We start from the raw sequence: 22,484 nt of genomic DNA, 5'->3' as shown, positions 1-22,484 counted from the left end.
TTGTAGTGGATGTACGGTAGTAAAGAAGAAGCTTTGATGGTTCTTTGAGTATTAGAAGTTTCAAAATTATATTGGAAAACGAGGATGTGTTTTACCAGCGTTTGATTTAACCCCTGAGATTGCACACATGACACTGCGAAAGAAAACACTGTTACTAATCGGCGTCACTCTTATCAGTTTAATTGGGGTTATATACGCTACCTCGTCAACTATTTTGTTACGTGGTTTCTCGAAATTAGAGCAAGAAGATAGTCGTTCTAATGTTAAAAGAGTTCATGATGCCTTGTCTGATGAAATTGCCAAATTGAGATTAACAACACGCGATTGGGCTGAATGGGATGAAACTTATTCGTTCGTAGAAAATTCTAATCAAGAATACATTACCGCATATCTTAGTAATGTCAGCATTAATCGATTAAAGTTAAATTTGATGCTTTATGTTCATGCTTCTGGGAAGATTGTTTTTGATAAAGGCTATGACTTAGAACGCGGACAAGAAATTTCTCTTTTGCCTAACTTTCAGAAGCATCTTACAGCTAAAACAGTTTTACAGCACTCAAATATAAAAAGTTCTATATCAGGTCTGGTAATGCTACCAGAAGGTCCAATGATGATTGCCTCAAGACCAATTCTCAATAGTGAGAGTCGTGGTCCGATTCGAGGGACATTGATCATGGGTCGTTATTTGAATGATTCAGCGATCGCCAAACTTGCTGAACAAACTCATTTATCTGTAAAGGTGTATCGTTTTGATGATACACAACTACCGCAGGATATTCACCGAGTGCGTTTTGCCCTCAGTTCTTCGGCTCAAGGATCAATCTTCGTCAGACCGTTAGATCAACAAATTGCTGGATACACTGTCATTGAGGATATTTATAACAAACCAGCGCTGCTACTGCGCGTAGATACACCAAGATTAATTTATCAACAAGGTCAAGCTAGTATTCGTCATTTGCTGTCATCTTTGTTGATTGTGGGTGTTGTGTTTGTTGTTGCCACGCTATTGTTGATTGAAAAACTCATTTTGTCACGACTATCTCGATTAAGCGCTGATGTTCAAGGAATTGGTAGAAGTGGCGATCTTGCAGCAAGAGTATTTTCCATTAGTGGACAAGATGAACTCTCTAGCTTGGCTGGTACAATTAATGAAATGTTAGAAGCGTTGGAACACTCGATTGAAGAGCAACGCCAAAGCGAAGAACGCTATCACACATACAATAGAGTCCTCGCTGAACTCGCAAAACATAAAATATTAGACTGTAGCGATTTACACACTAACTTACAGGAAATTACAGAAGCAGCAGCACATACTTTAGAAGTAGAACGTGTCGGAGTATGGTTATACGACGATGAACTGTACAAAAAATTACTTTGTGTTGACTTATATCGCAAAAGTACAGACGAGCATTCTCAAGGTGCAGAATTAGCAGCAGCCCACTATCCTACCTACTTTGAAGCACTACAAGAAGAACGAACCATTGCAGCTTATGATGCTCACACTGATCCTAGAACAAAAGAACTAACCCAACTGTATCTTTACGCCAATAACATTACATCAATGTTGGATGCACCAATTTGGCTAGGAGGTTCTATGGTAGGTGTAGTCTGTCACGAACACCTAGGCTCTAACCGTCATTGGAGTATTGAAGAGAAGAATTTTGCAGCTTCAATTGCTGACTTGGTTTCTGTCTCAATTGAGGCTTGTGAACGCAAGCGATCGCAAGAAGCATTACGCAAAGCCCACGATGACTTGGAAATTCGTGTCAAACAAAGAACTGCAGAACTAGCACAAATCAATAAAGAGTTGCAAGCAGAAATTACTGAACGAACCTTAGCTGAAGAAAAATTACTCTACGAAGCTTTTCATGACTCTCTGACAGGTTTACCTAATCGAGCACTATTTATGCAGCGACTAGGGCATGCTTTAGTACGAACTAAAAGGCGTCATAGTTACTTATTTGCTGTCCTATTTTTAGACTTAGATCGCTTCAAATTAGTTAATGACAGTCTTGGGCATTTAGTTGGAGATCAATTACTGATTGCTTTTGTCCGTAGGTTAGAAGTTTGCTTACGTTCTACAGATACAGTCGCCCGTTTAGGTGGCGATGAGTTTGTAATTTTACTTGATGATATAAAAGATGTTAAAGATGCAACTTTAATAGCAGAACGAATTCAAAAAGAACTGACATCGCCGTTTAATCTTAATGGTTACGAAGTGTTCATTACAACAAGTATTGGTATTGCTCTAAGTACAAGTGAATACAATCAACCCGAAGATATCCTCCGTGATGCTGACACCGTTATGTATCGTGCTAAATCACTTGGTAAAGCCCGTCATGCAGTGTTTGATAAAGAAATGCATACACGAGCAGTATCATTATTGCAATTAGAGAATGACCTAAGACGTGCTATAGAACGCCAGGAGTTGCAAATTTACTACCAACCAATTGTCTCACTACGTAGCAACCAAATTACTGGATTTGAGGCACTACTGCGGTGGCATCACCCAGTTCATGGTATTGTTTCACCACTAGAGTTTATTCCTGTAGCTGAAGAAACTGGCTTAATTATTCCTATTGGCTACTGGGTGCTACACGAAGCTTGTCATCAAACACATATTTGGCAAGAAAAATTCACAGCTTCACCTTTATCAATCAATATTAATTTTTCTGGCAAACAATTTGCTCAACCAGATTTAATTAAACAAATTGACCGAATTTTACAGGAGACTAGCTTGCCTGGGCAGAGTTTGAAGATAGAAATTACAGAAAGTGTTTTAATCGAAAATGCAGATCTAGCAGCAAATATGCTCGCACAGCTCAAAAAGCTGGGTATTCAAGTGTACATTGATGACTTTGGTACTGGTTATTCATCGCTCAGTTATTTGCATAGTTTTCCTATTGATGCCTTAAAAATTGACCGTTCTTTTGTGAAACGAATGGGTAGAGATAATGAGAATCCAGAACTTGTAAAGACAATTACAAGAATGGCACATAACTTAAATATGAATGTAGTTGCTGAAGGAATTGAAACTTCAGAACAACTTACACAAATTCAGGATTTAGAGTGTGAATATGGGCAAGGTTACTTCTTTTCTCAACCATTACACAAAGAAGCTGCAACTGCCTTAATTCAACAAAATGTTTTTGTTTAAACTAGTTACTTTTGACTTCGGTTGAATAACTACATTATTATTGAGTTGCTAGTGATTAGTGGTTGGTTACTAGTGACTAGCCATTAGCCACTTTAATCGTAATTAACTAGATTTAATATGACTAACTGCCTTTATTGACAAGCTAATCCGTTTTTGCTTTTCATTAATATCTAATACTTTAACTCGCACAATTTGTCCTACCTTAACAATTTGTTTAGGATCGCTCACAAAACGATGTGATAATTGTGATATGTGAATTAAGCCATTTTCGTGAATTCCAATATCTACGAATGCACCAAAGTTAGCAACGTTTGTCACAATACCTTCTAATTCCATGCCAATTTGAAGGTCAGTTATTTCTTTAATTCCTTCTTTGAAGGTGGCATACTTAAACTCTGCGCGAGGATCTCTTCCAGGTTTTTCTAATTCGTTGAGGATATCGCGTAATGTTGGTTCGCCAATCATCGCTGTCACATATTTTTTCAGAGAAATTGATTTGAGTTTTTGGGCAGCTTGGGTAATTTGTACTGGAGATATACTTAAGTCCGCAGCGATCGCCTCTACAACGCTATAACTTTCAGGATGTACTGCAGTGTTATCTAAAGGGTTTTTTCCTCCACGAATACGTAAAAAACCTGCGGCTTGTTCAAAAGCTTTTGGTCCTAGTTTAGCGACTTTAAGTAGCTCCTGGCGACTCTTGAAAGCACCGTTCTGATTGCGATAAGCAACAACATTATTTGCGACTGTAGGGCTAATTCCAGACACAAAATTTAGTAATTCTTTAGAAGCAGTATTCAAATCTACACCAACGTAATTCACACAGCTTTCTACAACTTCATCCAGCTTTTTTTTGAGCAATTTTTGGTCAACATCGTGTTGATATTGCCCAACACCGATTGATTTAGGATCGATTTTTACTAATTCTGCTAAAGGGTCTTGCAACCGACGACCAATACTAATTGCACCGCGTACTGTAATATCAAGATCGGGAAATTCAGTAAGTGCAACTTGACTGGCTGAATAAATTGATGCACCCGACTCGTTTACAATTACTTTAATTGGCTTTTGCTCTACTGTTTTTAAAACTTCTGAAACAAATTCATCAGTTTCGCGGCTAGCTGTCCCATTACCGATCGCAATCAGTTCAATTTTATACTCTTCAATCAATTTTTGAATTGTTTTTGCAGCTTGCGATCGCTCATTTGTAGAAGCATGAGGAAATACTGCGTGATAATCTAAAAATTTTCCTGTTTCATCTAGTACAGCAACTTTACAACCTGTGCGAAATCCTGGATCGATTGCTAGTGTCGGTTTCATTCCAGCGGGTGGAGACAACAATAATTCTCTTAAATTTGTTTCAAAGGTTTTAATTGACTCAATATCTGCTTCAGCTTTCTTTTGAGTAATAACTTCACCAATTAATGAATTTTTCATCAAGCGGTTGAAGGCGTCCTTGAGCATTTCGCGATAAAATTCCCGAATGTCTGGAACTTTAGTTTTGATTTCTTGTGCTGCTATGTTAAATAAAACCTCTGTTTCATCAAAAGCTAATTCTAAAGCTAAGATTTTTTCATTCTCACCTCGTAGTAAGGCTAGCAGGTTGTGCGGGGCAATATCTTGAACGCAGACACTAAAATTTCGGTAAGTTTCAAACTTAGTTGTACCTTCAGAATACTCTTTTTTAATTTGAGATTTAAATACTCCATTCTGAATGAGGTAATCTCGCACATAAGCGCGTAAATTCGCTTTTTCTGAAACTTCTTCTGCAAGAATGTCTCCAGCACTACTCAGTGCTTCTGCTATGGTTTTGACTTCTTCGGATAAATACTTTGTTGCTTCCTTTTCGAGGGACACTAGTGGTGCGTTTTTAGTATTTAAAGATTTAATCAACTCTGCTAGTGGTTCTAACCCTTTTTCTCTCGCAATAGTTGCCTTAGTGCGTCGTTTTGGTCGATAAGGAAGATAGAGATCTTCTAATTCAGTTTTTTGCAGACACGTTTCTATTTTGTATTTAAGTTCATCTGTAAGTTTACCTGAGGCGGCGATCGCATCTAGAATTGTTGTCTTTCTTGCTTCTAATTCGGTTAAATAAGTGTATCTTTCGGCTAAATCCCGCAGTTGTACCTCATTCATTTCTCCTGTACGTTCTTTGCGGTAACGCGCAATAAAAGGAATCGTCGCACCTTCGGCAAACAAATCAAGCGCATTTTGAACCTGAAAAGGTTTGAGAGACAATTCTTGTGCTAGAACTTGCGGAATATTTAACATCAGGCATGTAATTTTGATAGCAGATTGACCAAATAAGGAGATGACGATCGGCAATTAGCAATAAGTGATAATGAATTACTCTATAAAGAGATCTTAAAAGTCACCATTTCAAGTCAGCCCGTAACCTGTTCCAAATCAGGTGTTAAAGTAATTCTCTAACCTCCGACCTCTCCTATATTGTTTAGCATAGGAAAGGAACTTAGGTTCAATAAAAGCGTGACATACGAGGGATTAGGAACAACGATCGCAGCGATCGCAACTGCTATTGTGCCACAACAAGGCAGTGTCGGTATTGTGCGGGTATCTGGTAGGGAAAGCCTTGCTATTGCCCAAGCTTTATTTTACGCCCCAGGAAAGCAAGTTTGGGATTCTCACCGCATTCTTTATGGTTATATCCGTCATCCCCAGACAAAACAAGTCGTAGATGAAGCACTCTTACTGATTATGCAAGCACCGCGTTCTTACACGCGCGAAGATGTTGTGGAGTTTCACTGTCATGGGGGCATTATGGCAGTGCAACAGGTGTTGCAGTTGTGTTTAATGCAGGGTGCAAAACTCGCGCAACCTGGAGAATTTACTCTAAGAGCCTTTTTGAATGGCAGACTTGATCTGACTCAAGCTGAAAGCATTGCCGATTTAGTAGGAGCGCGATCGCCTCAAGCTGCTCAAACTGCGTTAGCTGGAGTACAAGGCAAGTTAGCACATCCAATTCGTTACTTGCGTGCTAAATGTTTAGATATTCTCGCAGAAATTGAAGCTCGTATCGATTTTGAGGAAGATTTGCCGCCGCTGGATTGTAATGAGATAATATCACAACTTGCAGAAGTTTTAGCACAAGTTACGCAAATATTAGCAACTGCAGATCAGGGTGAACTCTTGCGCAGCGGTTTAAAAGTTGCCATTGTCGGGCGTCCGAATGTGGGAAAATCAAGTTTACTTAATGCTTGGAGTCGCAGCGATCGCGCGATCGTGACTAATTTACCTGGAACGACTCGCGATGTTGTGGAGTCGCAGTTAGTCGTTGGTGGTATTCCCATCCAAGTGTTAGACACTGCTGGAATTCGAGCGACTGAAGATCAAGTTGAGAAAATTGGTGTAGAGCGATCGCTCACTAGTGCTGCTGCGGCTGATTTAGTCTTACTGACGATTGATGCAGCTGCGGGATGGACTGCTGCGGATGCTGAGATTTACCAACAAGTGCAACATCGTCCGTTGATATTAGTTATTAATAAAATCGACTTAGCTTTAGCAGAAGCAGTGAAGTATCCAGATAGCATAAGTAACGTAGTAACAACCGCTGCTGCTAAGAATCAAGGCATTGAAGATTTAGAACACGCTATTTTAACAACTATAAAAACAGGAAAGGTTCATTCAGCCGATACCGACTTAGCAATTAATCAGCGCCAAGCCGCCGCGCTTACTCGTGCCAAAGCTTCTTTAGAACAGGTACACAACACAATTGCTCAACAATTACCTTTAGATTTTTGGACGATTGATTTGAGAGGTGCAATTCAAGCTTTAGGAGAAATTACTGGAGAGGAAGTTACTGAGTCGGTTCTCGATCGCATCTTTAGTCGGTTCTGTATTGGGAAGTAGTTTAGTATTGTTTTACTGAATTCTAATAATATTTATGTGGGTTGGTAATCGGTAATAGGAGTAGATGAGCAGTTTTTATTAATATAAACGTCAGCAGCCTCACTAGACGCTAGAAAGATCTATATTTTCGTAGAGTTCGGCAATTTGAATTTGGAATTCAAAAGCTTGAAAAGATATTGTAATTGTAGGATCTTCGTACTCTGTCAGTAGCCATTGATGTGCAGCAGTCTTGATATAGTGTTCGACATGAACGTTATATTGATCGATCAATAAATATTCACGAAAGCTATCAATAGTACGGTAAGAAACAAACTTTTCGCCGCGATCGTAATCTTGCGTTGATTTAGATAGAACTTCAGCAATCATGACAGGATTGATAATGGTATCAGTGCGCCCTGATTGCACTTGCAAAGGCTTTTCAACAACCATAACATCAGGATAGGTGTAGAGATTGCGATCGGGAATCCAAAGACGCTGATCGGCATAAAAAGTTCGATAGCTTTTTCCTTTGAGCGCGAGTTTTAAAAGAACATAAAGATTACCAGCAATATCATTATGATTAGGCGTTCCTCCAGTCATCAACCTAATCTCTCCATTTGCATATTCATGACGTTCCTCTGAGGTCAGTTCAAATTCCAAGTATTCTTCGTCAGTATATGTACGTTGTAGTGCTTGTGTCATGGTATTTTTACTTCCAATGCTCTAAGCTACTGATTTAATTTAGGCGATCGCTTCACGTTTATTTTTAGCGACTATTAAGACGACACTGTTTGCATTTTCTAGAAAGACAAATTTTCATAATCACTAAAGTCCGTATTTTCTCTATTGTGCTTAGATGAGACCAGAAACATAATTTTATACAGTAGTGCTAATCTCTCTTTTCTAAATTTAGCTTATACTGAGGTGAAAAGTACTATTATGAAAACTTTTATAAACAAATAGTTATGCATAATTCAATTCAACAAAACGTTGTTGAATCAAAGCAACGTAAATTTCAATTTATGAATGTTCGGTATCAATTAGTGAGTCGAGGAATTACAGGAGAAATTTCAACTTTATACGTAAATGGACAACAAGTTAAAAATTTTCCAACAATTGATGCATTTTATAATGCAATGGGGCAACAAGGCTGGGAAATCCGTCCCTTAGGTATGGAACAAGAAGGTGTCTATACTTACTTTGTGGTTATGCAACGGGAAGTTTAAATTCATATGAATCGAGATAAAGTTGATAAGACAGATCCTAAAGACACAAAAGAGACTGATTTTTTTAATCAACTTCAAGAAAATGAGAAAGAAAAAGGAAAAGCAATTCGAGGAAAAGGACATGCCTGGACGACTTTTATTGAAACTCTTTTAGGTGATTGGTAACAGTATTTTTATATAATCATCATAATTTTTTTGTGTAAAATTTAACTAATCATAAAAGAGGTTAAAGCAAGAAAATGCTTTTTATATTAAACAGTGCAGATGACTTATAACTCCTCTTTTTGATGCTGTTTAGAAAGTACTCATTCACTATTTGATATGATTAACAATGAGAAGAGTAGTACAACCTTCAAAAAGCTTTTATAACCGTGCAAAACCGTGCTGTAGCAAATATATTCTAGGTTATATACTACTCTTAGTATGTTTGGTTTATTCCTATAAAGATACTTTTTACTTTAATAACGGTCTTGGTGCTGTCGATTGGAGTATTGGTAAACCAAAAGTAAATCTATGGAATGCTCATAATACTCGTTCTCTCACTGAGTTAAGAGTATTTGCTCTAGAGTTAATTAATCGCGATCGCCAACTCAATAGGCTACCACCCTTAGTTGAAGATTCGTTACTAGCGCAATCTGCTCAAAGTCATGCTGAGGATATGAAAGCTCGAAACTATTATGCTCATCTCACTCCTGAAGGAAGAACACCTACCGATCGCTTTGCTAGTATCGGCGGGCAAGGCGGTGTTGGTGAGAACATTATGCTTCAGTCTCAGAGTATTGTCATTAGTTCTAGATTAAGTTGGGGATTGGTTGAAAACTTTCAAAAAAGCTGGATGTATAGTAATGGACATCGTGCTAATTTACTAAATCCTCACTATACACGAGTTGGTTACGGTATTGTATCAGATCCTATGACTGGTAAAGTCTACGCAGTTCAAAATTTTCAATAGATTTCATACTTTAGATAGCCAACATCTGCATCTAGATAACAAGAATAGCGATCGCTACTCTTAATCAAAATATGATTATGGTTCAACAATAGAACCCATAAACAGAATTGTTCCTGTTTGGTTATCTCGGATGGCACAAAAGAAAGGACGATTTACAACCATCTGAAATGGCGGATCAATTGGTGCAGATACAGCCATGACTCTACCAGAAGTCACAGCAGCAGCCTCGGTTCCTTCTTCGTTAACTTCAACAAAAGTTTTATGCTTAACTTCACTTAAGGTAAGGTTGTCACCCATTGCCGAAAAATCAGCACTATCTTCAAAAGCAACTTCCATCCCCAAAGCTTTCAGTGTATCGTTAAGGGTTAAGTCATATTCCATTTGAAAACGCGGAAGGCGAATTGAACCTTCACGTTGATTAAACTGCGTTAGCCATTTTTCCCAATTAGCAGAAGTGAGTTGTTGGTAAAAACTTGTTAAATTAGAGTTTTCGCTAGGTAGAAAAACGTATAAACTGAGTCTACCTTTGCCATAGGGCAAGCTCACTGCTTGAAATTGCTCGTTTTCATAATACCGATATCTCCCTGTTTGAGACATCATCGGGTGTTGTATCGATCCACCTTTCGTAAAAAATGGCTCATTTGTTGTTTGATTAGGATCAAATTCATCTGTCCATCTACCTTTAAAGTAAATCGCATTGATGAGAAACAACACATCTTGAGGATTGATTTGTTCTACAATTTGCTTAATTCTGCCATTCGTATTTTGGTTAACCCATGCATTAATTGTATTTGTCGCATCAGGAGACTGAAAATCCAAAGTTGTCACCTGTGCTTTGTAGAAGGTTTGTTTCTGCAAAAAGTCTTTGCGAAAAGGATACTCTTGTCTTGCCCACAGTGAGTTTGCAATGGCAACTTGGACATCTGGATCAGGGTTGGTGAGTGCGCTTAGCAGTGCAGCATTGGCGGTGTTGATTTCTGGCAGTTTGATTCCTTGTAACTCTAAGGTTTGCGCCATTGCTTGTTGCGTTTCACCGCTTGCACCGTTGTATAGCATAGCAAGTGCGATCGCGATACTTGTTGGCGAGATAAAAACATTACTGCTGTCTTGACTCAGCAACTGGGAAAACAGCTTGAAGCCAAACCGCGTGTTAGCAGATACTACTTCATCAACAGCGGATGTTGTCATTTGCTTATCTGGATCTTGCCGATTAAATGGGCGGGGTTGGGCAACAACAGAATCGATATGATCTATTCTGGAGCATCCCATCATTCCGACAAACAGGATACCTGTTGCCGCAAGGACATAACGTCTTCCCAGGCAAATTGCATAGCGTCTTAGCAGGAAACTCCGCTGCATGCTACTGTCACCATAGTTCTATTATGGAGACTATGCCATTTTTTCAAATGCGATCGCAGCGCGGTTACGTTTTTTGTAACGATAGATGTAGGAAGCTATTATTTTGCCGGTACTGTCCACCAAGCTAGTGCATAAGGTTGTACGGCGTGATTAACTTGTTGCTGAAACTGGACGCGAACTTTGTATTTCCCAGAAGTTGGAACTCGACAAAAAATATGTTCAACACTATCAACTTCACTCGTTGATGTGCAAGTTGTATCAACAATAGTGTTGGTATCAGCATTAAGTAGATAAAGATCCAAGTTATTTAAACCGCGATCGCGAAAAGTTTCTCCGATGTCAAATTTTCGATTGTTGTTAGCATCAGTCAACTCTACCAATCGATTCCAATTTAATGTCACTGAGACAAAACTATCTTGCTGTAATGGTTGGGCTAATACGTAATCATGATGCGAGGCGACGTTAAGTGTGCGATAGTCCCAGCCAATTGCAGGTACAGGTCTTGCTGGATGCCATTGACCAGCACTAAATTGTTGATATGCGCGGTAAGCGTTTAATTGTCCTGTTCCCATTTGGGCTTGCAAAGGAATTTTAGGATTGCGGTAAGCATCTGAATTTAACCAGTGTTGGTTTTGCTTATCTAGAATTGTTTTTGTCATTCCTAGCAACAAACCATTTCCTGGATCTTGAAATTTATCCGCAGAATTAAGCATTACGGCTTTCATCACTTCTTGACGGCGAGAATCTAAAGTCCAGTTACGTTGGCGTGGCGATTGCGCATCGCGCAGCGCCCGAAGCGATCGCAGTTGTTTGTCGCCAAATTCTTGAAGTAATGCCACAGTTGCAGTCACATGAGGTGCAGCAAAACTTGTGCCTGTGACGCGTGTCGTTTTACCGTTGGGGTTTAGTAGAGTAATTTTATTTCCAGGCGCAACTATTCCAACAGTACGACGCGGACCTAAATTCACTTCACGACCATTGAGCCTACCACCAACTGCTCCAGAAATGGCATCGCTTAAATTAGAAACATCAATTCTTGTAAAAAACCCTTGTCTGCGAGTCGTAAATGCAACGTTAATGCCATTAAAATTATCTGTCGGGATCGGAATTCCACCCTTACCTTGATTACCTGCGATCGCATACATCACATTATGAACGCGGGCAGACCAATCAATACATTGTGTCAGCAATGCTTGACCATCTAACAGTGCATTTGGGCGCGGATCGCGCTCAAGAGTTTCTCCAAAGCTAAAGTTAATCGCTCGGACATCACCACCATTTTGTAGCGCAACGTGTTGTGCAGATAAACATTCTTCTGGCTGACCGCCAGTTTTCAGCGAACCAACTGCAGTAGAATACAGTCGCGCTCCTGGTGCGACACCACGCACAGCTTTATCTGTACTCACCATGACACTGGCAACATTTTGTGCATGTGGGTCAATATTTGTATTAGGTTTTGCGGGCTGATTGCGTAAAAATACACCAGCTAAACTAACTTGTTGTTTATGAGTAACTGCTTTATCTAAACCAAATTGTCCAGGACGTCCAATTTCTACTTGACCAATACCAATTTTGCGGCCAATTAGGTTGTAAGGTGCATCGTGTAACCGCAAGGCATCAATTCCGGCATTTCCTACTGAAGTTGTTTCTAGGGCAAGGACAGGAATACTTACGCAGGAAGCGCTTAGCCCCCCTAATATCCAAATATACTTTCTTAGCATTGACTTAAAAATCTACTCAATTGGCACAAGCGTTACTAACTATCTTTACTAACGAATAATGAATTGCTCCTCACCTTTTTTATTTTCTCGTGAGTTGTTTCAGTAGCTAAACTAATATCTAGCAAAAATTTTGTTAAAGTAAGCAATTGCGATCGCGCTTTTAATGCTAAAGATTTTGTTAAAATGCATACAACTGAGGAAGCAGGAGAATCATTAACATGACCCAAGCCAGCAAAAAGCCGATTGTAATTGCTCCATCCATACTATCAGCTGATTTTTCTCGCCTAGGAGAAGAAATTCGGGCGGTAGATGCAGCAGGGGCAGATTGGATTCATGTTGATGTCATGGATGGGAGGTTTGTTCCCAATATTACGATTGGTCCATTAATCGTTGAAGCGATTCGCCCTGTGACTCAAAAGCCACTGGATGTCCACTTGATGATTGTGGAGCCAGAAAAATATGTAGAAGATTTTGCCAAGGCGGGAGCAGATCATATTTATGTCCATGCTGAACATAATGCTTCACCACACTTGCATCGTACTCTAGGTCAAATTAGAGAGTTGGGCAAAAAAGCAGGTGTTGTTCTTAATCCTGGTTCTCCACTAGAGTTAATTGAATACGTCTTAGAATTATGCGACCTGATTTTGATCATGAGCGTTAACCCTGGCTTTGGCGGTCAAAGTTTTATTCCTGGTGTCTTGCCTAAAATTCGGAAACTACGTCAAATGCTCGACGATCGCGGACTCGATCCTTGGATTGAAGTTGATGGCGGACTCAAGGCAAATAATACTTGGCAAGTCATTGAAGCTGGTGCTAATGCGATTGTAGCTGGTTCAGCAGTATTTAATGCCAAGGACTATGCTGAAGCAATTAGTGGTATTCGTAACAGCAAGCGCCCCACCCCAGAATTGGCAACAGTCTAAAAGTTAAGTATTTTGATAAAAAAGAGAGTAGATCGCAACACAATCTACTCTTTTTGGTTTTTTAGTATGAATGCGAGCGCGAATAAACTCGCTGTTGGATAAACAAAGTCCACGTAGGTAGACTTACAAATACTACTTCTTGCGGCTTCCTAACCACTTAGCTGCGGCAATTCCCAAAACAGCAGCAACAACAGGATTACTCAGGAATTTAATGATACCTGGTTGCTCTGCCATAACTTCCTGGAAGATATCAGGATGATTGTGGTAAACAAAAGATGCCAGCTTACTTACATCATCTGCGCTCATCTTATTGGGATTGTGAGTCCCTAGTGCTAGCTGTTGTTCGAGTTGGCGATCGCTTAATCCTCTTTCTTTGAGGTGCTTAAAGAAGGCACGAGCAACGTCGTCTCTCTCATTAGGCTTAATTTGGGCGATCGCTTGTTTCAACTCTGGTTCCATTTGGCTGGGAGGAATCCGCTCTGGATGCAATGATTTACCAAATAATTGGCGACGCTCTGCTTGAGATGAACGCTGAGCAAAATCATCAAAGTTTTCGTATTGACGCTCATCACTTGATACGTCTTCCATTGTTTCCGTATCACCTTGCGCCAAGTCGTTCATAATTTGGCGCTTATATTGTTCGTTGTTATACATTTTTCCTCTCCTTGCTTGATCGTTGTAGCGTTGTGCTGTCAACTTAGTGAACTCAGCTAGTTTTGCTCATATTTTCAAGCTGAGTCTTGCTTGTCTAACTTGTTACTGATATTTAATTTGATTCGACTGAATATCGTAATCAGCAGTCAGAATGAGCTTTTTGTCAGGAGCATACATCAAAACCTTTAAGTCTTGATTGGGAAAAGTCCGATGGAATCCTTGAAGCAATGACTTAGCTAAAGGTCTGACTTCATTAGGACGTACTTGTGGAGTAATGACAACGCCCAGTTTATTTTGATCGCGTACATACGCATCCTGAACTAAACCTCTCGCTGTCTGGATAACCCAATTGCCAAAGTCTTGTCCGGCAGTTGTGTTGCCACGCTCTAGTAAAGCATAGTTACCAGTTGTGTCTGCGGCTGGTGGTAAACTTGTGGTTGGTGCTTTAGCATTAACAGCACTACTACAAGCGACAGACATCGTAAGAACTAACACTAAAGTTAACGCCGTCAGAACTTTACGAAATCTCTGCATAAAATCCACTTTAACTTTCCTCCCGTTGACTACATTGCAAAACTCAATTGCTTATTTTGTTCCGAATTTATAAAGCTTTATAAATGATGAAGGTCTAGAATAACTAGACCTTTTAACTGAATTAATTAGCAACTAGTCAAGCTTTTCTTTGACGTTATCTTTTACGTCTTCTACACCGTGACGGACTTCACTTTCTGCTTGCTTTGCTTTACCTTCTGCTTTATCTTCGGGATCTCCTGTAACGTTACCCCAGGCTTCTTGAGCTTTACCTTCGATATTTTTACCTGTAGCTTTAGCTCTATCTTCTAAACTCATTTTTCTTCTCCTTGTTCCTAAACAAACTTACCGTGTTGTCCAGCAACCTTGAAGTTTGTTTGTGCTTACGTTTACAACTTATCCGAAACGCTACACTACAGACTTCTGTCAGAAGACATATTAAGCTTCTCACTATAAAGAAAGATAAAAACTAAAGTGTGTTTACTACTATGTCTAAATGAAGAGAATCACAATTGAGATACAAAAAAACTAGTGTTTAAAAACAACCAGCTATCAAAACCACAATTAAATTAAATACTTTTGTGCTAATCTAGATACCCTATCAGCTCATCAATTTTTTCTATTTTATTGCTAGCAATCGGACGAATACCAAATGTTGTTACTGTTTTAGAAACTTGTAATTCGCTGGCAGCAATTGGACGAATACCATGCAAATTTATAGTATCAGAAACTTGTATTTCACTGGCAGCAATTGGACGTATCCCTAGTAGATTGACAGTATCACTAATTTCAAAGGTGCTAGCAGTGATAGGGCGATCGCCAGGCAATGGGCTTGTCTGAACGCTAGAAGATGTTGAAACCGCTAGTGTGACAACTTGTGACGTGTTTTCTGGAGTAGAATCAGTTGATTTATTGATTGCATCTACTTTACCAATGCTGCTAACGCTCATAGTTTTATCCTTGAGATGACATTTTAAGTTAAATAGAAAAATTGTTTTTTGTGATTGCTTTTGAGTTTACTGGAAAAAGCATTTTTTAGGTCTAAATAAGTTCACATGGTATGCATAAATAAATCTAAATATGTAAAGATAAGTAAAGGGAGTCGCAGTGTACGATCATGCAATTTTCTCTCCAAGCACCATTTCAACCAACCGGCGATCAACCCCGCGCGATCGCACAACTCACTCAACAAATCAAACAGAGACACCACCATCAAACCTTACTCGGCGCAACAGGAACCGGAAAGACATTCACTGTTGCATCAGTTATTGAAAACATTGGGAAACCAACACTAGTACTTGCACACAATAAAACTCTCGCCGCCCAACTGTGTAATGAGCTACGCGAGTTCTTTCCTGACAATGCAGTAGAGTATTTTGTCAGTTACTACGATTACTATCAACCAGAAGCTTATATTCCCGTTACAGATACTTACATTGAAAAGAGTGCTTCAATCAACGATGAAATTGATATGTTACGGCACTCCGCAACGCGATCGCTATTTGAACGCCGCGATGTGATTGTCGTCGCCTCAATTAGCTGTATTTACGGTTTAGGAATTCCTTCGGAGTATCTCAAAGCGGCAATTCCCTTGAAAATGGGGATGGAAGTTGACCAAAGACAGATTCTCCGCGATTTGGCAACGGTACAATACAGCCGCAACGATGTTGAAATGGGGCGAGGACGCTTTCGAGTGCGGGGGGATGTTTTAGAAATTGGTCCGGCGTACGAAGATCGGATTATTCGCGTCGAGTTTTTTGGTGATGAAATTGATGCAATTCGCTACGTCGATCCGGTAACAGGCGAAATTATTCAAAGTTTGTCTGCGGTTAATATCTACCCAGCGCGACACTTTGTGACTCCAGAAGAACGTTTAGAAGCCGCGTGTGATGCTATTGAAGCTGAACTGAAACAGCAAAAAGCTGAATTAGAGCAAGCCAGTAAACTACTAGAAGCCCAACGATTAGATCAGCGGACGCGCTACGACTTAGAAATGTTGCGCGAAGTTGGTTACTGTAATGGTGTCGAAAACTATTCGCGTCACTTAGCAGGGCGTCAACCAGGAGAACCACCAGAATGTTTGATCGATTACTTTCCGGATGATTGGTTACTCGTAGTAGATGAATCGCACGTCACAGTTCCGCAAATTCGTGGCATGTATAATGGCGACCAAGCGCGGAAAAAGGTACTTGTTGAGCATGGTTTTCGCTTACCAAGCGCAGCAGATAACCGCCCGTTGAAAGCGGACGAGTTTTGGTCAAAAGTGAATCAGTGTATTTTTGTTTCTGCAACACCAGGCGATTGGGAATTAGCACTATCAGAAGGTAGAGTTGTTGAACAGGTGATTCGTCCTACAGGTGTTGTCGATCCGGAAATTTATGTGCGTCCTACTGAAGGGCAAATTGACGATCTTTTAGCAGAAGTGAAAGAACGCATCGATCGCCGCGAACGGGTTTTGATCACAACCTTGACGAAGCGCATGGCAGAAGACTTAACTGAATATATGCAAGATCAAGGAATTCGGATCAGGTATCTGCATTCAGAAATTAACTCAATTGAGCGGATCGAGATTTTGCAAGAGTTGCGTCAAGGCAATTTTGATGTTTTAGTCGGAGTGAACTTATTACGGGAAGGATTGGATTTACCTGAAGTTTCCTTAGTGGCGATTTTAGATGCAGATAAAGAAGGTTTCTTGCGTGCAGAGCGATCGCTGATTCAAACTATTGGTAGAGCAGCACGTCACGTTAGAGGACAAGCAATTCTGTATGCGGATAATCTTACAGATAGCATGATTAAGGCAATTGATGAAACCGAACGCCGACGGGCAATTCAGTTAGAATACAACGAGAAACACGGAATTACACCACAACCGATTGTTAAACGCACGAATAATGCCATTTTGTCGTTTTTGGAAGTATCGCGACGCTTGAACTCGCAACAACTTGAAGAAGCTTACGAACAAGCAGATGATTTACCGCTAGCAAATATTCCCGAATTGATTACGCAACTAGAAGCCCAAATGAAAGAAGCAGCGAAGAATTTAGAGTTTGAGGAAGCAGCAAAGTATCGCGATCGCATTAAGCATTTGCGTGATAAATTATTGGGACATTGAGGAAAATTCGGTAATAGGTAATAGGTAATGGTAATCGCAAAGCAGTTAGCTCAATAAAAGCTAATGGCTAATTGCTAATTGCTAATAATTACCAGCCTTTTAGTTACATTTATTTTTACCCACGCACTTATGTTTGTTTGGCAGCACAAAGAAGTTATCTGTCAAAGTCAGCGTTTACTGTACAGCTTTGAGTACTGGATGGGCAATGCATTGCTAGATACAATCGGAACGCCAGTAGAAATTGCTCAGGCTTTGTTTACTGCACCGTTTGTTTTGGTTTCGCATGGTACAGAATCCGATCCAATTTTTAACTATGGCAATCAGCAGGCGTTGATACTGTGGGAGTTTTCTTGGGAAGAGTTTACGCAAATGCCTTCGCGCAAATCTGCGGAACAGATGGTACAGCAGGAACGCGATCGCTTACTCGCAGAAACAACCAATAAGGGCTTTTGTCATTATTCTGGTGTCCGCATTTCAAAAACTGGCAAGCGATTTCGGATCGAAGACGGCATTATTTGGAATGTTATTGATGACGAAAACCAAAGCTGGGGGCAAGCTGCTGTTTTTTCTAAGTATCAATTTGTTTAGCTAATGACATTACACCTGTTCTTGATTGATACGCCTTTCTCATAATCTTGCTAGCACTTGATACCGCTGTGATTCGTATTCGGGTTATAAAAGTGGGGCTTCTTTTTCCTGGCGTTCTTGCTGCCGTAGTTGATCTAGTTCTACAGGCGTGAAAAGTCAGTTCTGTCACTCGGTAACTTTCGCTTCTACACTAAGTTATAGAAGGTAGCAAAGGCAACCTTATCCTAATCGTTATGAATACTATTACGCTGAAAATTCCCCGTTTGACAGCAAAAGAATTTGTAGAACTTTGCCAAGCTAATGAACATTTGCAGCTGGAACGTACTGCGACTGGAGAAGTTGTTGTTATGCCGCCAACATACCCTTGGACAGGTAGACAAAATGCTGGAATTAATGCTCAACTATGGAATTGGAGCGATCGCACAGGTTTGGGTATTGTTTTCGATTCCTCCACTGGCTTTACTTTACCTAATGGTGCGGTGAAATCTCCAGATGTTTCTTGGGTAAGTAATGAACGCTGGGAAACTTTAACTGACTTTCAGCAACAAGAAGAATTTTCGCCCCTAGCACCTGATTTTGTCGTGGAATTACGTTCAAGTAGTGACTTGCTAGACAAGTTACAAGCAAAAATGCAGGAGTATATTGATAATGGCGTTCGCTTAGGTTGGTTAATAGACCCTAAAACTAAGCAAGTAGAAATTTATCGTCCAACTACTGATGTAGAGGTATTGCACTCACCCACAACAGTGTCTGGTGAGGATGTTTTACCAGGATTTGAATTGAACTTGAAGAAAATTTGGTGAATTGAGTGACTAGTGGCTAGTGAGGCTAGCGGCTAGTGGCTAGTGAATAGATATGTAGTGAGCTTGAATTGTGTCCATGATATCTCAATATTGACTCGTGAAGCTTGTTGTATAGCGCTTCAATCCAAAATCTAAAATCTAAAATTGTATGATTGCTTCAGCTTGGATAGGTATTGCGCTTGCATTTTACGCTTTTATTGCTATTGGTATTGCAGAAGGAGGGTTAGGAGTTTTATTGCCCTCTATTTTGGCAGCTTATAACTTAACTCCAGCGACGGTAACGCTATTGTTTCTTAGCCAAGTGAGTGGCTACGTAGTTGCAGCAATTTCAAGTAGTTTGCTGGCTAGTCGCATCGGATTGGCGCGGATGTTACTTATAGCATCGATGACGTTGACGAGTGCTTTGGTAATTTATGCGATCGCTCCACGTTGGCATATTATGGTTGCAGCAGGAACGCTGCTCGGATTAGGAATTGGACTGATTGACGCGGGAATTAATACATACATTGCTAATCAAGGCAATGCGAATGTGATGGGTGTGTTACATGCATTTTATGGTGTTGGTGCATTACTTGGTCCTGCTTTAGCAACAACACTCCTTGCGTTTGGAATGGACTGGCGACGGATTTATTTGCACATTGCTGGAATTGTCGGAATTACTATTCTTGGCATGTTGTGGGCAGTAGTATTCGACTATAAATCAATGAATACACGTGTCACCACGCAGGATGCTGATGCTAAGACAAGTCTAAAACTGGCACTGCGGACACCTGCAGTATTAGTTGCAGGGATATTGTTGCTAGTCTATGTTGGCACAGAAGCATCTTTAGGTAACTGGGCTTACAGTGTCCAAAGTTTAAGTCGCGGAACACCGGAAGTCATTGCTGGTTATAGCGTCACTGCTTATTGGTTAGGACTCACGATTGGACGTTTGGTGATGGGGCGTTTTGTGGCACGTCTAGGCGCAATCCGCACAATGGATTTTTCTATTGGGTTACTATTGGCAGGGTTATTTGCTTGGTGGTTACTGCCAAATCAATTATTGAGCTTACCGCTGATTGGTTTTGCCCTTGCTGCAATTTTTCCAGCAACAATTTGGTTGATTCCGCGACGTGTTGCTACTACTATGGTGCCAGCTGCGATCGGATTTGTCACTAGCGTTGCTAGTTTGGGTGCAGCGACTATACCAACTGTTCTTGGTTGGATTGCAGATCAGGCGGGTTTAGAAATTATTCCTATGTTGATGATACCGCTTGCTCTTATCGTGTTGGCGCTGCATCGTTGGTTAGTTAGGTATGCACCTATTAAGAATGAACAAACTACAGCGTAAAGTCTTTGTCAATCAAACGCAACAATTGTTGTAAGCAAGTTAAAGCAGCTAAAGCCGTTGGCTACACAAGTACAACATCATTTAGTGCTGCATTTCGTAAGAAATTTGGTACCAATTCCTGTTCTTATCGGCGATCGCTGCTAAATTTTTCTACCTGCTCAACTTGTATAAATTGTCTCCCGTAGAAACAGTACGCAACTTCTAGATTCCTAAGAAATTTTCTAACCTTAAGCTATTTGTACCGCTGCAACTATACGCTGTAGGAAATAATGAGGAAAGCGAGTCAATGGCTAACTTAACGCTGCTTGTCGAAATGGTGACGGTGTTGGGTGCTGCTGCAACAGGAGGATATCTCGCAAATCGGCTGCGACAACCTGTGTTGTTAGGATACCTCATCGGTGGCGTGGTCGTAGGTCCTGCGGGATTCAATTTAGTCACCTTAGAAGGTGATATTGAGGTGTTATCTGAAGTAGGAGTGGCGCTGCTGCTGTTTGCTTTAGGTGTAGAGTTTTCGCTTAAAGACTTGTTGCGAGTTCGTGCGATCGCCCTGGGCGGTGGGACGCTGCAAATCATCTTGACAATTCTCCTCGGAGGCGGACTTGCTTACTTGACGGGGTGGGTGAGTACACTTCCCAAAGCAGTTTTTTTAGGGGCTGTTATTTCGCTATCCTCAACGGCGGTTGTCTTCAAAAGTCTGATTGAACGCAACGAAGTTCAAACTGCTCACGGACAAGTCATGCTAGCAATTTTGATCGTGCAAGATCTTAGCTTAGGCTTGATGCTAGCAGTTCTTCCAGCGCTAACTCAACCTCCAGATGTCGTCGGTTTTGCATTAATCGCCGCGCTGTTCAAAGCTTTACTGTTTGTTGGCGGGGCAATTATTGCCGGAAAATGGTTTATCCCGTTCTCAGTTCGGCTGCTTGCTCAAAGTGGTTCTCAAGATTTATTTATACTAGGCATTGTCTTGCTCTGCTTGGGAATTGCGTTATTTACCTCTGCGATCGGCTTGGGGATTGCGATGGGAGCATTTGTTGCTGGGTTAATGATTTCTAATGTGGAGTATGCCGATCATGCACTTGATCGCGTGATCCCAATGCGGGATATTTTCGCTACGTTGTTTTTTGCATCGATTGGACTTTTAATCGATCCAGGTTTTCTACTTGCGAATATTTGGGTTTTGTTGGGACTGGTTGCGGTGACAATGTTAGGGAAAGCCGCGATCGCAACCCTCATCGTCATGCTATTCGGCTATCCGCTGAAAACTGCGTTAACGGTTGGTATTGGGATTAACCAAATTGGTGAATTCTCTTTTGTGTTGGCAGGTGTTGCAAAAAGTGCAGGACTTTTCACGGCAAGACTTTATGGTTTAACAGTAGGCACAACAGCAGCCACCTTGTTACTTGCACCTTTCTTATTAAAAGCAACACCATATTTCTTAATCTGGTTAGAGCGTTTTGTAAAGATGAATTCGCGTCTGCGGTTGAATCACCCGCCGCATTTTATTGATATTGAAGAAAAACTTATCGATCATATCGTCGTGGCAGGATATGGCAGAGTTGGACAAACGCTCGTGCGAATGTTGTATTTTCAAGGTCATCAGATTTTAGTCATCGATAATAACGAAGCAACACTGCAAACTTTACGAGGACGCGAAATAGTCTATTTGTATGGTGATGCTGCGAGTACATTAGTTTTAGAAAAAGCCAATCTCCGTCAAGCAAAGGCAATGGCGATCGCACTTCCCGATCCGATGGCAACGCGATTAACCTTGAAACGAGCCTTAAGTATTGCACCTGATTTAGATATCACTGTCCGCGCCCACGTTAAGGACGAAATAGATGTACTCTACCAGTTAGGTGCGCAGGAAGTTGTGCAGCCTGAATTTGAAGCTTCTTTGGAGATGGGCGCACATCTGCTTTTAAAACTCGGAGATTCACCGTACGCAGTACAGCAGGTTGTCACGCGCTATCGGAACGGACGATATCGCGATATTCTACCAGAACGGTCGGAGTATTGGGGAGCAGCAGATTTAGAAACCGTTATTGAAGGACTAAAAAGACACTGGTATGTCCTGGACGAAAATTCTCCATTGTTAGGGCAAAGCCTTGCTAAAGCTAACATTCGGCGCTTAACAGGAGTGACGATTATGGCAATTGAACGTCATAAGCAACTTTATCGCTATCCTACAGGTGAAATGACTTTAGAAGCAGGCGATCGCCTTTTAGTAGTCGGAAACTTTGAAGAACACGTCGCCTTTAAACAGCTGAACTCACCTTAAGAGTAAA

General features: G+C 40.7%; 19 protein-coding genes. 11 read left to right on the top strand and 8 right to left on the bottom strand.

Features of this window, described 5'->3' with window-relative positions; translation table 11 throughout:
• Positions 1-127: 127 nt before the first annotated feature.
• Entirely contained in the window at positions 128-3,157 is a 3,030-nt protein-coding gene (locus CSQ79_RS18225; RefSeq protein WP_099702578.1) for an EAL domain-containing protein, read from the top strand.
• A 102-nt stretch (positions 3,158-3,259) separates the two neighbouring features.
• Here the strand turns inward: CSQ79_RS18225 and CSQ79_RS18220 are convergent, their stop codons facing one another.
• Positions 3,260-5,425, bottom strand: coding sequence for a Tex family protein (locus CSQ79_RS18220; protein ID WP_099702577.1), 2,166 nt, complete (start codon positions 5,423-5,425; stop codon positions 3,260-3,262).
• A gap of 216 nt (positions 5,426-5,641) precedes the next feature.
• On the opposite strand from CSQ79_RS18220, the gene mnmE reads away from it, so the two are divergent.
• Positions 5,642-7,021, top strand: coding sequence for a tRNA uridine-5-carboxymethylaminomethyl(34) synthesis GTPase MnmE (gene mnmE / locus CSQ79_RS18215; protein ID WP_099702576.1), 1,380 nt, complete (start codon positions 5,642-5,644; stop codon positions 7,019-7,021).
• 102 nt (positions 7,022-7,123) lie between these two features.
• Here the strand turns inward: mnmE and CSQ79_RS18210 are convergent, their stop codons facing one another.
• On the bottom strand, positions 7,124-7,702 hold the full coding sequence (locus CSQ79_RS18210; RefSeq protein WP_099702575.1) for a Uma2 family endonuclease: 579 nt from the start codon (positions 7,700-7,702) through the stop codon (positions 7,124-7,126).
• A 263-nt stretch (positions 7,703-7,965) separates the two neighbouring features.
• Between CSQ79_RS18210 and CSQ79_RS18205 the strand changes: the two genes are divergently transcribed.
• The 3 genes from CSQ79_RS18205 to CSQ79_RS18200 all read left to right on the top strand — a co-directional run bounded on the left by CSQ79_RS18205 (position 7,966) and on the right by CSQ79_RS18200 (position 9,178).
• The gene (locus tag CSQ79_RS18205; RefSeq protein ID WP_099702574.1) at positions 7,966-8,226 is read left to right on the top strand and encodes a hypothetical protein; all 261 of its coding nucleotides are present in this window, start codon (positions 7,966-7,968) and stop codon (positions 8,224-8,226) included.
• 6 nt (positions 8,227-8,232) lie between these two features.
• Positions 8,233-8,391, top strand: coding sequence for a hypothetical protein (locus CSQ79_RS28060; RefSeq protein ID WP_289501290.1), 159 nt, complete (start codon positions 8,233-8,235; stop codon positions 8,389-8,391).
• Between the two features lie 262 nt (positions 8,392-8,653).
• On the top strand, positions 8,654-9,178 hold the full coding sequence (locus tag CSQ79_RS18200; RefSeq protein WP_289501289.1) for a CAP domain-containing protein: 525 nt from the start codon (positions 8,654-8,656) through the stop codon (positions 9,176-9,178).
• 75 nt (positions 9,179-9,253) lie between these two features.
• Here the strand turns inward: CSQ79_RS18200 and CSQ79_RS18195 are convergent, their stop codons facing one another.
• Together CSQ79_RS18195 and CSQ79_RS18190 are read right to left on the bottom strand one after the other, a co-directional pair.
• Positions 9,254-10,537 carry a serpin family protein gene (locus tag CSQ79_RS18195; RefSeq protein WP_099702572.1) on the bottom strand — a complete coding sequence of 428 codons (1,284 nt, stop codon included), beginning with the start codon at positions 10,535-10,537 and terminating at the stop codon, positions 9,254-9,256.
• Positions 10,538-10,635: 98 nt separating this feature from the next.
• Positions 10,636-12,258 carry a S8 family serine peptidase gene (locus CSQ79_RS18190; protein WP_099702571.1) on the bottom strand — a complete coding sequence of 541 codons (1,623 nt, stop codon included), beginning with the start codon at positions 12,256-12,258 and terminating at the stop codon, positions 10,636-10,638.
• Between the two features lie 218 nt (positions 12,259-12,476).
• Between CSQ79_RS18190 and rpe the strand changes: the two genes are divergently transcribed.
• Entirely contained in the window at positions 12,477-13,181 is a 705-nt protein-coding gene (gene rpe / locus CSQ79_RS18185) for a ribulose-phosphate 3-epimerase (protein WP_099702570.1), read from the top strand.
• 132 nt (positions 13,182-13,313) lie between these two features.
• On the opposite strand, the gene CSQ79_RS18180 is transcribed toward rpe, so the two are convergent.
• The 4 genes from CSQ79_RS18180 to CSQ79_RS18165 form a co-directional block, all read right to left on the bottom strand.
• Positions 13,314-13,835, bottom strand: a complete 522-nt coding sequence (locus CSQ79_RS18180; protein WP_099702627.1) for a hypothetical protein — start codon at positions 13,833-13,835, stop codon at positions 13,314-13,316.
• Between the two features lie 102 nt (positions 13,836-13,937).
• The gene (locus CSQ79_RS18175; RefSeq protein ID WP_228054488.1) at positions 13,938-14,369 is read right to left on the bottom strand and encodes a hypothetical protein; all 432 of its coding nucleotides are present in this window, start codon (positions 14,367-14,369) and stop codon (positions 13,938-13,940) included.
• A 132-nt stretch (positions 14,370-14,501) separates the two neighbouring features.
• Positions 14,502-14,684 (bottom strand): CsbD family protein, encoded by a 183-nt coding sequence (locus CSQ79_RS18170; RefSeq protein ID WP_099702568.1) that lies wholly within the window; start codon positions 14,682-14,684, stop codon positions 14,502-14,504.
• Between the two features lie 266 nt (positions 14,685-14,950).
• Positions 14,951-15,316: a hypothetical protein gene (locus tag CSQ79_RS18165; RefSeq protein ID WP_099702567.1), complete on the bottom strand. Its 366-nt coding sequence runs from the start codon at positions 15,314-15,316 to the stop codon at positions 14,951-14,953.
• Between the two features lie 164 nt (positions 15,317-15,480).
• Here CSQ79_RS18165 and uvrB point away from each other — a divergent pair, with 164 nt between their 5' ends.
• The 5 genes from uvrB to CSQ79_RS18140 all read left to right on the top strand — a co-directional run bounded on the left by uvrB (position 15,481) and on the right by CSQ79_RS18140 (position 22,477).
• Complete coding sequence (uvrB, locus tag CSQ79_RS18160; protein ID WP_099702566.1) at positions 15,481-17,478, top strand: excinuclease ABC subunit UvrB; 1,998 nt, start codon at positions 15,481-15,483, stop codon at positions 17,476-17,478.
• Between the two features lie 129 nt (positions 17,479-17,607).
• Positions 17,608-18,066 carry an MEKHLA domain-containing protein gene (locus tag CSQ79_RS18155; RefSeq protein WP_099702565.1) on the top strand — a complete coding sequence of 153 codons (459 nt, stop codon included), beginning with the start codon at positions 17,608-17,610 and terminating at the stop codon, positions 18,064-18,066.
• 233 nt (positions 18,067-18,299) lie between these two features.
• Complete coding sequence (locus CSQ79_RS18150) at positions 18,300-18,869, top strand: Uma2 family endonuclease (protein ID WP_099702564.1); 570 nt, start codon at positions 18,300-18,302, stop codon at positions 18,867-18,869.
• Positions 18,870-19,017: 148 nt separating this feature from the next.
• Positions 19,018-20,199, top strand: coding sequence for an MFS transporter (locus CSQ79_RS18145; protein ID WP_099702563.1), 1,182 nt, complete (start codon positions 19,018-19,020; stop codon positions 20,197-20,199).
• A gap of 286 nt (positions 20,200-20,485) precedes the next feature.
• Entirely contained in the window at positions 20,486-22,477 is a 1,992-nt protein-coding gene (locus tag CSQ79_RS18140) for a monovalent cation:proton antiporter family protein (RefSeq protein WP_099702562.1), read from the top strand.
• Positions 22,478-22,484 lie beyond the last annotated feature (7 nt).

Source organism: Gloeocapsopsis sp. IPPAS B-1203, assembly GCF_002749975.1.
In the GTDB taxonomy this organism is placed as follows: domain Bacteria; phylum Cyanobacteriota; class Cyanobacteriia; order Cyanobacteriales; family Chroococcidiopsidaceae; genus Gloeocapsopsis.
The sequence above is the reverse complement of the archived record's forward strand: the minus strand, read 5'-3'. Positions and strand labels throughout refer to the sequence as shown.

What these genes read in the sequence shown, in the direction of transcription:
- CSQ79_RS18225 (WP_099702578.1), top strand. Translation starts at nt 128, where the DNA reads ATGACACTGCGAAAGAAAACACTGTTACTAATCGGCGTCACTCTTATC.
- CSQ79_RS18220 (WP_099702577.1), bottom strand. Translation starts at nt 5,425, where the DNA reads ATGTTAAATATTCCGCAAGTTCTAGCACAAGAATTGTCTCTCAAACCT.
- CSQ79_RS18210 (WP_099702575.1), bottom strand. Translation starts at nt 7,702, where the DNA reads ATGACACAAGCACTACAACGTACATATACTGACGAAGAATACTTGGAA.
- CSQ79_RS18205 (WP_099702574.1), top strand. Translation starts at nt 7,966, where the DNA reads ATGCATAATTCAATTCAACAAAACGTTGTTGAATCAAAGCAACGTAAA.
- CSQ79_RS28060 (WP_289501290.1), top strand. Translation starts at nt 8,233, where the DNA reads ATGAATCGAGATAAAGTTGATAAGACAGATCCTAAAGACACAAAAGAG.
- CSQ79_RS18195 (WP_099702572.1), bottom strand. Translation starts at nt 10,537, where the DNA reads ATGCAGCGGAGTTTCCTGCTAAGACGCTATGCAATTTGCCTGGGAAGA.
- CSQ79_RS18190 (WP_099702571.1), bottom strand. Translation starts at nt 12,258, where the DNA reads ATGCTAAGAAAGTATATTTGGATATTAGGGGGGCTAAGCGCTTCCTGC.
- rpe (WP_099702570.1), top strand. Translation starts at nt 12,477, where the DNA reads ATGACCCAAGCCAGCAAAAAGCCGATTGTAATTGCTCCATCCATACTA.
- CSQ79_RS18180 (WP_099702627.1), bottom strand. Translation starts at nt 13,835, where the DNA reads ATGTATAACAACGAACAATATAAGCGCCAAATTATGAACGACTTGGCG.
- CSQ79_RS18175 (WP_228054488.1), bottom strand. Translation starts at nt 14,369, where the DNA reads ATGCAGAGATTTCGTAAAGTTCTGACGGCGTTAACTTTAGTGTTAGTT.
- CSQ79_RS18170 (WP_099702568.1), bottom strand. Translation starts at nt 14,684, where the DNA reads ATGAGTTTAGAAGATAGAGCTAAAGCTACAGGTAAAAATATCGAAGGT.
- CSQ79_RS18165 (WP_099702567.1), bottom strand. Translation starts at nt 15,316, where the DNA reads ATGAGCGTTAGCAGCATTGGTAAAGTAGATGCAATCAATAAATCAACT.
- CSQ79_RS18155 (WP_099702565.1), top strand. Translation starts at nt 17,608, where the DNA reads ATGTTTGTTTGGCAGCACAAAGAAGTTATCTGTCAAAGTCAGCGTTTA.
- CSQ79_RS18150 (WP_099702564.1), top strand. Translation starts at nt 18,300, where the DNA reads ATGAATACTATTACGCTGAAAATTCCCCGTTTGACAGCAAAAGAATTT.
- CSQ79_RS18145 (WP_099702563.1), top strand. Translation starts at nt 19,018, where the DNA reads ATGATTGCTTCAGCTTGGATAGGTATTGCGCTTGCATTTTACGCTTTT.
- CSQ79_RS18140 (WP_099702562.1), top strand. Translation starts at nt 20,486, where the DNA reads ATGGCTAACTTAACGCTGCTTGTCGAAATGGTGACGGTGTTGGGTGCT.